17 protein-coding genes are annotated in these 13,615 nt (G+C 72.6%); 7 read left to right on the top strand and 10 right to left on the bottom strand.

The features are described from left to right. Positions 1-44: 44 nt before the first annotated feature. Positions 45-266 (bottom strand): hypothetical protein, encoded by a 222-nt coding sequence (locus ASG30_RS11580; protein ID WP_055896243.1) that lies wholly within the window; start codon positions 264-266, stop codon positions 45-47. Between the two features lie 85 nt (positions 267-351). Between ASG30_RS11580 and ASG30_RS11575 the strand changes: the two genes are divergently transcribed. After that, complete coding sequence (locus ASG30_RS11575; protein ID WP_055896240.1) at positions 352-906, top strand: DUF924 family protein; 555 nt, start codon at positions 352-354, stop codon at positions 904-906. Positions 907-913: 7 nt separating this feature from the next. On the opposite strand, the gene ASG30_RS11570 is transcribed toward ASG30_RS11575, so the two are convergent. The 4 genes from ASG30_RS11570 to ASG30_RS11555 form a co-directional block, all read right to left on the bottom strand. After that, positions 914-1,537, bottom strand: a complete 624-nt coding sequence (locus ASG30_RS11570; protein ID WP_055896237.1) for a hypothetical protein — start codon at positions 1,535-1,537, stop codon at positions 914-916. Positions 1,538-1,651: 114 nt separating this feature from the next. Next, entirely contained in the window at positions 1,652-2,026 is a 375-nt protein-coding gene (locus ASG30_RS11565) for a hypothetical protein (protein ID WP_055896234.1), read from the bottom strand. 27 nt (positions 2,027-2,053) lie between these two features. Continuing rightward, the gene (gene xth, locus ASG30_RS11560) at positions 2,054-2,863 is read right to left on the bottom strand and encodes an exodeoxyribonuclease III (RefSeq protein WP_055896231.1); all 810 of its coding nucleotides are present in this window, start codon (positions 2,861-2,863) and stop codon (positions 2,054-2,056) included. Between the two features lie 149 nt (positions 2,864-3,012). Further along, entirely contained in the window at positions 3,013-3,234 is a 222-nt protein-coding gene (locus ASG30_RS11555) for a hypothetical protein (RefSeq protein ID WP_055896229.1), read from the bottom strand. Between the two features lie 108 nt (positions 3,235-3,342). Here ASG30_RS11555 and ASG30_RS11550 point away from each other — a divergent pair, with 108 nt between their 5' ends. The 4 genes from ASG30_RS11550 (at position 3,343) to ASG30_RS11540 (ending at position 6,664) form a co-directional block, all read left to right on the top strand. Then, on the top strand, positions 3,343-3,795 hold the full coding sequence (locus tag ASG30_RS11550; protein WP_055896225.1) for a hypothetical protein: 453 nt from the start codon (positions 3,343-3,345) through the stop codon (positions 3,793-3,795). Positions 3,796-3,903: 108 nt separating this feature from the next. Next, on the top strand, positions 3,904-4,074 hold the full coding sequence (locus ASG30_RS22865; RefSeq protein ID WP_200947299.1) for a hypothetical protein: 171 nt from the start codon (positions 3,904-3,906) through the stop codon (positions 4,072-4,074). Between the two features lie 16 nt (positions 4,075-4,090). Beyond that, positions 4,091-4,333 (top strand): DUF6139 family protein, encoded by a 243-nt coding sequence (locus ASG30_RS11545; RefSeq protein WP_055896221.1) that lies wholly within the window; start codon positions 4,091-4,093, stop codon positions 4,331-4,333. A gap of 48 nt (positions 4,334-4,381) precedes the next feature. Further along, a complete protein-coding gene (locus tag ASG30_RS11540) occupies positions 4,382-6,664 on the top strand; it encodes an ATP-dependent DNA helicase (protein WP_055896218.1) in 2,283 nt (760 codons plus the stop codon). 83 nt (positions 6,665-6,747) lie between these two features. Here the strand turns inward: ASG30_RS11540 and ASG30_RS11535 are convergent, their stop codons facing one another. Next, complete coding sequence (locus tag ASG30_RS11535) at positions 6,748-7,056, bottom strand: hypothetical protein (RefSeq protein ID WP_055896215.1); 309 nt, start codon at positions 7,054-7,056, stop codon at positions 6,748-6,750. 110 nt (positions 7,057-7,166) lie between these two features. Here ASG30_RS11535 and ASG30_RS11530 point away from each other — a divergent pair, with 110 nt between their 5' ends. Further along, positions 7,167-8,003 carry an alpha/beta hydrolase gene (locus tag ASG30_RS11530; protein WP_055896212.1) on the top strand — a complete coding sequence of 279 codons (837 nt, stop codon included), beginning with the start codon at positions 7,167-7,169 and terminating at the stop codon, positions 8,001-8,003. Between the two features lie 123 nt (positions 8,004-8,126). After that, positions 8,127-8,312: a CsbD family protein gene (locus tag ASG30_RS11525; RefSeq protein WP_055896209.1), complete on the top strand. Its 186-nt coding sequence runs from the start codon at positions 8,127-8,129 to the stop codon at positions 8,310-8,312. 77 nt (positions 8,313-8,389) lie between these two features. On the opposite strand, the gene ASG30_RS11520 is transcribed toward ASG30_RS11525, so the two are convergent. The 4 genes from ASG30_RS11520 to ASG30_RS22515 form a co-directional block, all read right to left on the bottom strand. Continuing rightward, a complete protein-coding gene (locus tag ASG30_RS11520; protein ID WP_055896207.1) occupies positions 8,390-10,687 on the bottom strand; it encodes a DUF3482 domain-containing protein in 2,298 nt (765 codons plus the stop codon). 49 nt (positions 10,688-10,736) lie between these two features. Further along, positions 10,737-11,018, bottom strand: a complete 282-nt coding sequence (locus tag ASG30_RS11515; RefSeq protein WP_055896204.1) for a hypothetical protein — start codon at positions 11,016-11,018, stop codon at positions 10,737-10,739. Between the two features lie 82 nt (positions 11,019-11,100). Further along, a complete protein-coding gene (locus tag ASG30_RS11510) occupies positions 11,101-13,278 on the bottom strand; it encodes a hybrid sensor histidine kinase/response regulator (protein WP_055896202.1) in 2,178 nt (725 codons plus the stop codon). A 92-nt stretch (positions 13,279-13,370) separates the two neighbouring features. Next, positions 13,371-13,574 (bottom strand): hypothetical protein, encoded by a 204-nt coding sequence (locus ASG30_RS22515; RefSeq protein WP_055896198.1) that lies wholly within the window; start codon positions 13,572-13,574, stop codon positions 13,371-13,373. Positions 13,575-13,615: the final 41 nt, after the last annotated feature.

Raw genomic sequence — 13,615 nt, 5'->3', positions numbered from 1 at the left:
AGGGTGTCCTTACCGAATGGAGGACTCCTGTGGCCGCGCTTGCTTCATTTGTCTTGGGGCAAGTGGCCGCGCGCAGCCTCGAGTTCCCGCGGGCTGCGCTCGACAGTGGGCCGGACTTCGGGCGCGGCCTTGTCCAGCGCTTCGCTGCCGGCGGGGGCCTCTTCCTGCGACGCGCCTTCGCCCAGCGTGGTGTGGGTCGGGTCGCCGTCGTGGTTCTCGTTGCTGCCGTGGGCCGGACCGCGGCCGATGCTGGTGCTGCTGCTCATGTCGGGCTCCTTGCCTTGCGCTGCAGTTCCACTCTAGGAGCGGGACTGGCGCCCGGCTGTAGGCTCGCGCCGATACCATCCGTCCATGCCCGAGACGCAGGCCCTGGCCACCGCTGGCGAAGTCGTCCGTTTCTGGAGCGAAGCGGGGCCCGAGCACTGGTTCCGCAAGGACGATGCCTTCGACCGCGATTTCCGCGACCGCTTCCTCGCCACGCACGAAGCGGCGGCGCGGGGGGCACTGGACGACTGGCGGGACACGGCCGAGGGCTCGCTCGCCCTGCTGGTGCTGCTGGACCAGTTCCCGCGCAACGCCTTCCGGGGCTCGGGCCGCATGTACGCCACCGATGCCCTGGCGCGGCTGGTGGCGCAGCACGCCGCGGCGGCGGGACACCCGGCGCAGGTGGCGCAGGCGCTGCGCGCCTTCTTCCACCTGCCGTTTTCGCATTCGGAATGGTTGCCGGACCAGCAGCGGGCCCTGGAGCTGGCCCGCGACTGCGGGCCGGAGTCCGAACGCTGGGCGCGGCACCACCACGACGTCGTGGCCCGGTTCGGCCGGTTTCCCCACCGCAACGACCTGCTGGGCCGCGTGGGCACGGCGCAAGAACGGGCCTTCCTCGCGGATGGCGGCTTCTCGGGCTAGGGCCCGCTCAGTAGAGGGTGCCGAGGCCGGCGAAGGTGCTCAGGCCGCAGGCGCCGCGCTCGGGCGTGGCGGTGATCGAGGCCAGCGGCTGGTGCTGCGTGTCGAGTTCCTCGGCCAGCAGGCCGTGGTGGCTGTCCTCGTGCACCGCGTCGCGCACCAGCGCGTAGGTCGAGGGCGAGATCAGGATGCTGCCGCTGGACGCGCCGGCCGCCACCTGCGCCGCCAGCCCGCTCTCGGCCCCCAGCAGGGTGGCGAAGGCCTCGCCGCCGCGCGAGAAGCGCGCCAGCTGGCAGGAGGCGGTGGTGATGCCCATGCGCAGGCGCAGCGGTGCGGCGCCGTGCTGAAGCGCCATCGCCATGCGCACGCAGTCGACCGCGTCGTCGAAGAAGACCAGGGCGCCGCCCGATTGCGCCAGCCGGTCGCGGATGCCGTGGTGGCGCGCGGCCAGCCACTCCAGTTGCATCTCCAGCGCTTCGCTCGCGCCCTGGGGGTCGCTGCGCGAGCGGGTGTGCTCCACGAACAGCAGGGTCAGGGTGCGACGCTCCATCGAGAAGGGCTGGGTGCCCGCCGGGGCGCCCGCGCAGGCGGCTTCGTCGGCCATCGATTCGCGCGGCTGGGTCTCGGTGGTCATCGCTTCACGTCCTGCCATGTGTTGCCATGGGTAACAACTATGGCGAAACGCTGCCGTGAGCCCGGTAGGCAAATCCGGGGGAGCCTTACGGCATTTGCGTAGGCCCGGCGCGCGCTACTGCGGCCGCACCGCCGCCGCCTGCACGCCCACGCTGAAGGCACCGGCCTCCTTGAGCAGCGCCGCCGCCCGCTGCGCCAGGCCCGTGTCCGCCGTGCGGGCCACCAGCACGATGGCGCCCCGCTCCACCGCCTCGGTCACCACGTCCACGTGGTGGTGGTCGACATTGAGCTTGACCAGGTCGCCGAACACCCGTCCCAGCGCACCCAGCACCGAGGGGTCGCTCTGGCGCCGGGCCCGGCCCACCGTCTTCAGGCGCTCCAGGTCGTGCTCGATGTGCAGGTCGTCGCGCGAGATGCCTTCATGCGCCAGCCGGTGCAGCGCCATCTGGGCGGCGTGGCGATCGTCGAAGGCGGCGAGGATGGTGCTCATGCGATGCTCCTTGCGGGGTTGACGAATTCAGGTGCGGCGGCGCGCACGCGCCGGCTTCAGGCGTTCGAGGTCCAGCGTCACCCAGGTGGGCGCGTGGTCGCTGGCGTGGGGCTGGCCTCGCACCCAGGTATCGACTCCGGCGTCCTGCAGGCAGTTCGCCAGGACCGGGTTGAGCAGCAGGTGGTCGATGCGCAGGCCGGCATTGCGCTGCCAATGCTGGCGGAAGTAGTCCCAGAAAGTGAAGATCGCTTCCTCGGGGAAGCGATTTCGCAACGCATCGGTCCAGCCCTGGGCCAGCAGGCGCGAATAGCACTCGCGGCTCTGCGGCTGCAGCAGGGCGTCCTTGAGCCAGGAGCGCGGGTTGTAGATGTCGAAGTCGGTCGGCACGACGTTGTAGTCGCCCGCCATCACCACCGGGTGCGGGCTGGCGGCCAGGGTGGCGGCATGCTCGATCAGGCGCTCGAACCAGGCCAGCTTGTAGTCGAACTTGGGCCCCGGCTGTGGGTTGCCGTTGGGCAGGTAGAGGCAGCACACGACGATGCCGTCCACCGCCGCCTCCAGGTAGCGGCTGTGCGTGTCGTCGGGATCGCCCGGCAGTTCGCGCCGTACCTCGACCGGCGCGCCACCGCCGCTGAGGATGGCCACGCCGTTCCAGGAGCGCTGGCCCTTCCACAGCGACTGGTAGCCGGCCTCGCGAAGCTCGTTGACGGGAAAGGCGCCGTCCAGCGCCTTGAGCTCCTGCAGGCAAGCCACGTCCGGCTGCTCGCGTTCGAGCCACTCGAGCAGGTTGGGAAGTCGGCTCTTGATCCCGTTCACGTTGAAGGTGGCGATCTTCATCGGCGCCCGATGATGGCTCCGCCACCGAACCCCGGCCGTAGGACCGCGCCCCGTGGGAAGGCCACGTCCTGCGCGGGCCACGGCGTGGCTGGCCCTGCGAACCCGGGAGGGGATCAGGGAACGGGGTGCGGCCGCTCAGGCGGGTCGCGTCACTTCACGCGGCTTCGCCTGAAGGCCTCGGCCCCGCCGCTTCCGCCGCCATCGGGAAAGTCGTGCGGATCCAGGCGGCGCCGCGTCTTCATCGGCGCTTCGATCAGGGTGCTTGCGCTGTTCTCGCCGTGGTCCGGCTTGGCGGGCACGGACGAGGTGGTGTCCGCGCGCGGCTGCGCGTCGCGCGGGTGGCTGGGACGGGTCGGCATCTCGGGAGGCATGGGTCCATCTTGGTCGCGCAGCGCGCGCGCTGCGGTAGGTGCGCCTTGCGGCCAGGCGTAGGAACGCAACGGAAGAACTTTGACCGGCGCAGGACGTCCAACGGCCGCATGCGATCCCCCGGCCTCTTCCCGTGCCTCGCCCTCGCGGCCCTGCTGCCGTGGCAGTCGGCATCCGCCGACCCGCTCAAGTCCGAGGACTGCGGCGCCCGCCTCGCGCAGCTGGACACCGCGCGCAAGCAGGCGCCGGGCAGTGCCGAGGTGGAGACGCTGCGCCACCAGGCCACCCGTGCCTGCCTGGGCGGCGGAGGCGACGCGCGCCGGCCCGCACCCACCGCCCGGGCGCCACTCGTGGTGCCGCCCCCGGTCGTCACGGCCGAACCCGCCCAGCCGGTGCCGCCCGCGCCGCCGTCTCCGGCGATCGAGCGACCGCCCGTCGTGACCTCGTGCGATCCCGCCGGCTGCTGGGACAGCAACGGCACGCGCCTGAACCGCGCCGGCCCGCAGCTGATCGGTCCGCGCGGCGCCTGCACGACCGTGGGCACGACGGTCCACTGCCCCTAGCAGCGGCCTCGGCAGAGGCGACTGACAGCGATTGTGAGACACGGCCTACGCCAGGCACGGACGCGGCATGGCGCAATGCCCTCCCAGGAACACAGGAGCAGTCACACGATGGGTCGAAAAATCGTCACCGAAGCCGACCGCCAGCGGAGTCCCGCGCCCAAGGCCTCGGCGGACTACACGCCTCCGCGCAAATCGGTCGGCCAGAAGGTCAGCCTGGAGCGCGGCACGGCAACGCGCAACAAGAAGAACCCCGGAAAGCGCCCCCACCAGGGCGGCTGATCTTCAAGGAGCACGAATGAAACTGGACATCTATCGCCGGCCCGAGCCGGAGCACAAGCTCTCCTTCATCGCCGTGCCGGCGGGCCAGGAGATCCCCCAGGAAGCGATCAACGTCGACTGGCGGGTCGTGGCCAACAACGTCGAACTGAACGTGGACGGCAACATGCCGGACTACGGCATCGACGACCCCAAGGGCCAGATCAGCGAGAAGGGCTACGCGATCACCAGCGTCTACCACCAGGTCGAAGCGGGCGGCTGACACCGCCACGGCCGGGGTCCGCGCCGCCTGGCGGCGACAATCCCGGCCATGCAGTACACCGTCCCGGTCCGCGCGCTGTGCGAGTTCACCGCCAAGGCCGGTGACCTCGACCTGCGCTTCACGCCGGCGCCCACCGCCCTGGAGGGCATCGCCGGCCATGCGGCCGTCACCGCGCGACGCGGCGGGGGCTACGAACGGGAAGTGACCCTCGAAGGCGAGTTCGCTCGCCTGCGGGTGCGCGGGCGCGCCGACGGCTACGACCCGGGCCGCAACCGGCTCGAGGAGATCAAGACCCACCGCGGCGACCTGGCGCGCCAGCCCGCCAACCACCGGCACCTGCACTGGGCCCAGGCCCGGGTCTACGGCTCGCTGCTGTGCGAGGCGCGCGGCATCGACTCCCTGGTGGTGGCCCTCGTCTACTTCGACATCGCCTCGCAGAAGGAAACGGTGATCGAGGCGGTGCACACGCGCGCCGAACTGCGCGAATTCTTCGAAGCCCAGTGCTCGCGCTTCATCGCCTGGGCCGACCAGGAGCTGGCGCACCGGGGGCTGCGCGACGCAGCGCTCACCGCCCTCGCCTTTCCCCACCCCAGCTTCCGCGAGGGCCAGCGTGACCTGGCCGAAGCCGCCTGGCGCGCGGCGGCGCGCGGGCGCTGCCTGCTGGCCCAGGCGCCCACCGGCATCGGCAAGACCGTGGGCACGCTGTTCCCGGTGCTCAAGGCGCTGCCGGGGCGCGGCGTCGACAAGGTGTTCTTCCTGGCCGCCAAGACGCCGGGCCGCCAGCTCGCGCTGGACGCGCTGGACCGCATCGCCGCGCCGGGCACGCCGCTGCGCGTGCTGGAACTGACGGCCCGCGACAAGGCCTGCGAGCATCCGGACAAGGCCTGCCACGGCGACTCCTGCCCGCTGGCCAAGGGCTTCTACGACCGCCTGCCCGCGGCCCGCGCCGCCGCACTCGCGCAGTCGAAGATGGACCGGACCACCCTGCGCGAGACGGCGCTGGCCCACCAGGTCTGCCCCTACTACCTGTCGCAGGAACTCGCGCGCTGGACCGACGTGGTGGTGGGCGACTACCACTATTTCTTCGACGGCGCCGCGCTGCTTCATGCGCTCACGCAGGAGCACGCCTGGAAGGCCGCGCTGCTGGTCGACGAGGCGCACAACCTGCCGGACCGCGGGCGCGAGATGTACTCGGCGCGCATGGACCCGGCCGCGCTGAACGCCGTGCGCCGCAAGGCGCCGACGGCTGTGCGCCGGGCGATGGCGAGGCTGGCGCGCGAGTGGGACGCACTGGCCACGGCACAGTCCGACGAGTACGCGGCCTACGAGACGCTGCCGCAGGACTGGTTCGACGCCTTGCAGCGCACCGCGTCGGCCATTGGCGACCACCTGGCCGAGGCGCCGCACGAGCCCGCGCCGCAGCTGCAGCAGTTCTGGTTCGACGCGCTCGCCATGCTGCGGCTGGCCGAGACCTTCGGCGAACACTCGGTGTTCGACGTCACGCTGCGCCCCGGGCCGCGCGGCGCGCAGGCCCTGCCCTGCATCCGCAACCTGATCCCCGCGCCCTTCCTCGGGCCCCGCGTGCGCGACGCGAACTCGGCCATCCTGTTCTCGGCCACGCTCAACCCCTTCGACTTCTACCGCGACACCCTGGGCCTGCCCGAGGACACCGCGTGGGCCGACGTGGCCTCGCCGTTCTCGGCCGAGCAGCTGTCGGTGCGGCTGGTGCGCAGCATCTCCACGCGCTGGCAGGACCGCGACCGCTCGCTGGAGCCGATCGCCGGCCTGATCGCGCAGCACTACGCCGGGCAGCCGGGCAACTACCTGGCGTTCTTCAGCAGCTTCGACTACATGCGGCGGGTGTCGACCCTGCTTCGCGAACAGCATCCGGAGCTGCCGGTGTTCGAGCAGGCGCCCGGCATGCCCGAGGCGCAGCGGCGCGAGTTCCTGGATCGGTTTGCGCCGGGCGGGCGTGGCATCGGCTTCGCGGTGCTCGGTGGCTCGTTCGGCGAGGGCATCGACCTGCCGGGCGACCGGCTGGTCGGCGCGTTCATCGCGACGCTGGGGCTGCCGCAGGTCAATCCGGTCAACGAGGAGATGCGCCGGCGCATGGGCCGCGCGTTCGGCGCGGGCTACGACTACGCGTACCTCTACCCCGGCATCCGCAAGGTAGTGCAGGCCGCGGGACGGGTGATCCGCACGCGCGAGGACCGCGGCACGGTGGTGCTGATCGACGACCGGTTCGCCAAGCCCGAGGTCCGGGCCTTGCTGCCGGGGTGGTGGAAGGTCGAGGTTGAAGGCCTGCCGGGGAGCGTCAGCCGGGCTTTCTGACGGTAAAACCTGCCGCCCGGGACGCCTTGCCGTCCCGGGGAGACTCCTGCCCTCGCGGGGAAGTCCCCGCCGTCAGTGCAAGCTCAGCGCGTGCCGCCCGGGCTGCCCGCCGCCCCGCTGCCGCCTTCGGTGCCGCTGGGCGTTCCGCCGGTCGGATTGGGGGTCGTGGTCGTCGGGTTGGCCCGCGTGCTGGCGCCGGTGGGCGACGGCGTGTTCGCCATGGAACCGCTCGAGGTGCCGCTGCTGCCGCTGGTGCCCATGGAACTGCCACTGCTGCCCATCGAGCCGCTGCTGCCTCCCATGCTGGTGCGGCTGGCGCAGGCGGTGGCCAGGGCGGCGGCCAGGCACAGGCCCAGCAAGGCGGGAACACGGGCGTACTTCTTGGAAACCATTTTGCGAACTCCTGAGTTGGATGATGGAGCGCTGTCAATCGCGCCTTCATGCGAGGCAATCCCCATGCCCGACCGCACACGAAGCGGCCGCGCTGCGGAAGAATCTGTCCATGGATGAACCCAAGGTGAACACGCCCCGCCGCGGCTTGGCCGCACTGCTGATCTCGTCGCTGTTCGGTGCCCGCGCGACGGCACAGCCAGCGCCCGCGCCCGCGCCTGGCACCAGACCGGCCCGCATCGGCATCGTGCTGCTGCACGGCATCGGCGCCACCGGGTCCAGCATGGAGCCGCTGGCCGCGCGCTGGCGGCAGGCGGGCTGGACGGTGAGCACGCCCGACCTGCCCTATGGCGGGCCGGCCGCCTTCAGTCGCGACGTCGCCGCCGCCGAAGCCACCGTGCAGGCCGAACTGGACAAGCTGCGGCGCGGCGGCGCCGAGCGGCTGGTGCTGGCCGGCTTCAGCATCGGCGGCTTCTTCGCCGCGCACATGGCCGGCCGCACGCCGGTCGACGCGCTGGTGTCCATCGCCCCCAATGGCGGCTCCGACATGAAGAAGCTCGACGACCAGGTGGCCCGCGCCCGCGAACTGGTCGCCCAGGGCCGGGGCCAGGAGCGCACGATGCTGTACGACGCCGCCGTGGTGGGCTCGGAGCGCTACGAGCTGCCCAACGCGACCCCGGCTGCCTACGTGTCCTGGTACGACCCTGCCGGCGTGATGAACTGGCGCGCCGTGTGGCAGCGGCTGCGGCCCGGGACGCCCGTGTTCCTCGTCGTGCCCACCAAGGACCTGGCCAACCTGCGCAAGGTCAAGCGCGAGCTCTGGGAGGGACTGCCGCCGCACCCGGCCAATCGCCTGTACGAGCCGCGCTCGGATCACCTGGGCGCGTCCCTGGCCTCGGCGGACGAGGCTGCCGCCTGGCTGCGCGAGACGGTCGAGTCACGGGGCTGAACGCCGGTTCGGGGTCTCCTGTCGGAGCGGGCGGACGCGCAAGAGGGCCCTGCTCTTGCACGCGCGGGCCGGCTTGCGGCTTAACCTGCTTTCACCAACCCGTTTGGACAAAGGAGTACCTCCATGAACGAAGAGCAAGTCAAGGGCAAGATCAAGGAAGGCGTGGGCGAAGCCCAGGAGCACCTCGGCCGCGTGACCGGCAACCGCGAGCAGGAAGCCCGCGGCCATGCACGTGAGCAGGAAGGCAAGGTCCAGAAGAAGGTCGGCGACGTCGAAGAAGCCGTCGACAAGGTCGTTCGCAAGCCGTAACGCCTCTTCCGTCATTCCCGCCTAAGCGGGAATCCAGAGCCGTCCCCCTGCAGCCCCCCGCTGCAGGGGGACGTTCTTCATTCCGCCCCGTGCAACTGCGCCAGCAGCTGCAGCGCCAGCCGCTCCAGCCTTTCCGCCAGCCTCGTCTCCGCCGGCCCTGCGGGCTCGGCCCGCGTCTCCAGCCACAGCTGCCGCAGGACGGTAGCTTCCTCCTCGACCGCTGCCTCCGCCATCGCAGCCCAGCGCTGCGTCTCCGGCGCCGCGCGCCGCTCGTGCACCACCGCGAGGTAGCGCACCAGCGCCGACTGCACCAGCGCCTTCATCATCTCGTCGCCCAGCGCGACGCTGGTGAGCCCGGGCTCGGTGCGCCGGTTCTTCAGCGCCGCGCCCACCAGCCCGGCCCCGCCCCCGACCAGCGCACCGATGGCCGCGGCAGCCCCCAGCGTGAGTCCGCCCGTCATCAGGTCCACCGCGGCGCCCATGGCCGCGCCGCTGGCGGCACCGGCCAGGCCCGCCTGCGGCTCATGCACGGCCTGCTGCACGTCGAAGCGCTGCGGCAGCACAGGCTGCCAGCCGGTCGCCGGCAGCACGCCGTCCAGGCCGTGCAAGGACAGCAGCCGCGCATCGTTGGCGGCCTGCCGCTCGCGCAGCCGCGCCGCGATGGCCGCGGCCGCGTCGCGCCGGGCCTCGTGCTGCGCCTCGCGCTCGCCCCGCACCACCAGCTGCCGCACGCCCACCGGCTCGGCCGCGAGCTGGTGGGTCTCGCGCGCGGCCAGCAGCAGTTCGGCCGCGAGCAGGCACATCGATTCGGCCAGCCGTCCCTGCGCGCGCTGGCGCCACGCCTGGCCCAGGCGCTCCATGCCCGGCGCCTTGTAGGGCGGCAGCTGGCGCGCCAGGGCGGCGTGCAGCCGCCGGTCCTCGCGCCAGGTCGGCAGGGCGTGCGCGGGCAGCACCTCGCCCGCCAGGCCGGCGCGCCGCAGCATGGCCGAGGCCTCGGCTTCGTTGCCCTGCCCCAGCAGCCACACGACGGGCAACGCGGGTTCGCGGCAGGCGGCCAGCGCCGCGTCGGTCAACGGCAGGTCGGCGGCCAGCAGGACCAGGTCGACCGGCGCCCGCGGTCCCTTCGCCGGGGCGTCCGGCGCGAGCCAGCGGGACCAGAACGCGGGCTTCGAAGCGGCCGCGGGCCCATTGCCTCCTGCCGGGGCCGCCTGCGCCCTGCACTGCAGCACGTCGCCGCGCGCGGTCGAGAGCACGGTCCAGGCCTCGCGCGGGTCCGCCGGCGGTGGCACGCCCCCGGCCTGCCGCAAGGCTTGTTCGATCACCGTCGTGCGCGCATCGGCCGCGTCCACCAGCAGCAGCGACACACGCGCGGGCCGCACCCGGCCGAGCACGGGCGCGAACGACGCATCCCCCAGGTCGATCGCCAGGGCGCGCGCGCCCCAGCGTTCGCGCCACCACGCCACGGCGGCCAGCAGCAATCGCGGCAGCACCACCACCAGGCCGAGCAGCGCCAGGTAGAGGAAGACCCAGCGCCGCGCCTCCTCGCGCCCCACGCCGGAGCCGCTGGTGAAGTGCAGGCGCGCCAGTTCATCCATGCTGAACGGCTGCAGCGGCGTGAGCGCGACCACCGGCGCGAACAGCGCGCTGAGGAACGCGTGCACCTGGGGCAGGTCCAGCAGCGTGCTCTCCCAGCCGATGCGGTACTCCCGCACCAGCCCGCCCAGCACGATCGACAGCCCCACGCCGATGGCCCAGAAGGCGGCCGAGAGGTGCAGGATGCGCCGCCAGCGCTGAGCCTCCAGCGCGCCCGCGACCTGCCACCAGGCCTGGTGGAAGCGCCGCGCCACCTGGCCGCGCAGCCCGCCCTCGCGACGGGCGAACCAGCGCGGCCACCACCCGGCCCTCTCCTTGGCCGGGCCCGGCGTGCGCAGGGCCAGCACGACCAGCAGGACGTAGACGGCCAGGTTCCAGAACAGGAACGCGAGCAAGGGCGGCGACAGCAGGTTGACCTGCCGCGGGTTGTCGATGCGCTCGATCAGCGCGCCGGCGACCAGCGCGACCAGCGGCAAGGCCCAGGCGATCCAGGCCTGCCAGGCCGGCGGCTGCTGCAGGGAGGCCAGCGCGGGCTGGCGATGGGACAGGAGGTCCAGCAGCCGGTCGGTGCGCGCCAGCAGGTAGGCCTTGGGATCCAGCGGCTCGCCGCGGGCCGGGTCGCCGGTGGCGGCCAGCGCGTCGCGCTCGATCTGCTCGCGCTCCAGCCGGCCGACCAGCTTGCCTTCCGGGTCGCCCGCTTCGAGCGCCTGCGCCAGCACGAGCCGGCGCGCCTGCGCCTCGGGGAGGTGGATCAGTTCGGGGGAAGCGGCAGGGTCGTGCAAGGCTTCGATTCTAGGAAGCCTGGGACCCCACCGCCGGGCAGGCGTGGGCCTAGTGCTTGCCCTTCTCTTCGGCCAGTCGCCGCGCCTCGCGCATCACCACCACGCTGGGCTGCTTCTCGAACGGGGTGGGCGGCAGGCCGATCAAGGCTTGCAGGTAGGCGTGGGCCCGGTTCATGTCCGCGCCGATCATGGCCAGCGCGACCTCATGGTCGGGCTGCGTCTGCGCGATCTCCAGGTAGGCGGCGCGAAAGCGCGCGTAGTCGGCTTCGGCCCGCGCCACGCGGCGCTGCACAGCCTGCATGTTGGCGTACTCTTCACGGGTGTAGCGCATGAGACCCATGCTAGGCAGCAGCCCGCCGCGCAGGTGCAACACCGGTGAAACATCACACCACCGACTGCAACCGTGAAGGTCATCACGGCGCCGGGGGGCGCGAGAGGGCCTGCAGCAGCATCACGGGCGTGCAGGGCTTGGGCAGGACTTCCAGCCCCAGGCGGCCGATCGCGTCGAGCTGCTCCGCATAGCCGGTCATCAGCACCACGCGCAGGGCCGGCCAGCGCTCCCGCACCTCGCGCGCCAGCGCCACGCCATCCAGCTCGCCCGGCATCACCACGTCGCTGAGCAGCACGTCGGGCAGTGTGGCCTGTCGCGCGAGCCAGTCGCGCGCCGCGCGGGCGCGGTCGAAATGCGTGACCCGGCAGCCCATGCCTTCGAGCATCGGCACCAGGGCGTGCGCGACCTCGGCGTTGTCTTCCACGAGCAGCACATTGAGCGACAGCTCCTCCTGCACCGCGGGCAGCGTGTCGTCGCGCACCACCGGCGACGTGTCGGGCGGGAAGAACATCCGCACCGTGGTGCCGCTGTCCGGCGCGCTGGCGATGGTGGCCGTGCCGCCGGCGCGCTGGCACAGGGCGTAGACCTGGCTCAGCCCCAGCCCCGTGCCCTCGCCCACCGGCTTGGTGGTGAAGAACGGCTCGAACACGCGCGGCAGGATCTGCGCGGGGATGCCCGGCCCGTTGTCGGCCACCTCAACCAGCACCATCGGCCCGTCGACCAGCGGCGGGCATTCGTCGGGGGCGGCGTTGCGAGCGCGGATCGAGAGCCGGCCGTTCTGCCCAGTGGCATCGCGCGCGTTGATCGCCAGGTTGAGCAGGCCGAGCTCGAATTCCGCCGCGTCCACCCGGATCGGCCGGGTCGCGCCATCGACCTCGATCGACAGCTCCATGCGGCTGCCCAGCACCGGCCCGAGCAGGTCGCGCACCGCCGGCAGGCGCTGCTGCAACGGCACGTGCTCGGGCACCAGCGCCTGGCGGCGCGAGAACGCCAGCAGCTGCCGCGTGAGCTTGGTGGCCGAGTCCACCGCCCGTCCGATCGATTCGGTGTAGCGGCTGGACGTCTCCGGGTGCTTCCTCTGCAGCAGCACCAGGTTGTTGCTGATCACCATCAGCGCGTTGTTGAAATCGTGGGCCACGCCGCCGGTCAGCCGGCCCAGGGCCTCGAGCTTCTGCGCCTGCAGCAGCGCCTCCTCGACGTGCCTGCGCGCCTCGGTCTCCTGCCGCAGCCGACGGGCGGCCTCCAGCGCCTCGCGGCTGCGGCGCAGGGCCACGCGCGCCGCCCAGAACAGGCCCAGCACCGACGGCAGGCCAAAAGCCGCCAGCAGGCCCATCTCGCGCAGCCATCGCATGCGCATCTCGGCCAGGTCCATGCCGGTGCCCAGGTAGATCGGGTAGTCGCCGACGCGGCGGAAGGCCAGCAGCCGATCGCGGCCGTCCATCGACGACACGCCGCGCACCATGCCCGAGCGGGCGCCTGAGCGGATGCCCGCCATCACCGGGCTGCCCGGGGCCAGGCGCTCCGGCGCGCGCGCCAGCTGCGGCCAGCGCGTGTAGACCTGGCCGTCCTCGCGCAGCATGTTGATCGCCAGGCCGGGCTCGTCGGCCGCCAGGTCGCCGTGGAACTGGTGGAAGTAGTCCGGCCGCAGGCTGACCGACAGCACGCCGCCGAAGCTGCCGTCCGGCTCGGGGCGCGCCACGCTCACGTCGAAGAAGGGCTCGCCGGTGGAGCGCGACACCAGCGGCGCGGAGACGTACAGGCCGCCGCGGCCGTTGCGGTGCCACTGGAAGTAGTCGCGGTCGCTCGCGTCCACGTCCGGCGCGGGGAAGAAGCGGCTGGTGGCCCTGGGCCGCCCATCGGGTCCGAACACCAGGATGTCCTGCAGCTGCGGCTTGTTGGCCGCCATCGCGCGCAGCTGCACGTGGATGGCCGCCTCGTCGCGGCCGAGGCGGTCAGTAGGGCCGGCCGCGATGTCGCCGACGCGCGCCAGCAGCGCCTCGGTGGTGTCCATCACCCTGAGCGCATGCTCGGTGGCGATGCGCAGCGCGCGGTCGAGCCGCACTTCGGTCTCGGCTTGCAGCTGCTGGTAGCGGTACACGCCGACGGCCCCGTAGATGAGCAGCGGAAGGAGCAGGCACAGCCAGGGCAGCCACGCCAGCGTGTCCAGCGGGGGCTGCGCCGCCGGCGCTTGCGCGACATCGCCGCCTGCGGGCGGGCGGGCCGGTTCTACGTGGCGGTGGGGTGGCTCGGCGACGGACATCGGGGCGGATTGTGCGTCGGCGCACTGAACCCCTGAAGCCCGCGGGTCGGATGCGGCGGCCGTGCGGTCACGCTCGTCCGATTGCCGTCAGCTCATCGGTTCGGTGGCAGGCGGATGCGGCCGGTGCCGCCGGGGGCTCGTTCGGCCTGCTGGGCCTGGATGGCGCCGGGGCGCGGGTTCTGGGCCTGGCGGCGCAGCATCTCCTGCAGGGCGCTGCCGGAGCCCTGGCCGCTGCGGCGGTCGGAGCCGCCATCGCCCACGGGGGCGCCCCGGACGGATGCCTTGGATCTGCGCATGCGTGCTGTCCTTCCTCAACGAAAGGATGGACCGGCCACGC

It is taken from the genome of Ramlibacter sp. Leaf400, assembly GCF_001424545.1.
In the GTDB taxonomy this organism is placed as follows: domain Bacteria; phylum Pseudomonadota; class Gammaproteobacteria; order Burkholderiales; family Burkholderiaceae_C; genus Ramlibacter.
Note: the sequence above shows the minus strand (reverse complement) of the source record. Positions and strands in the feature narration are given on the sequence as shown.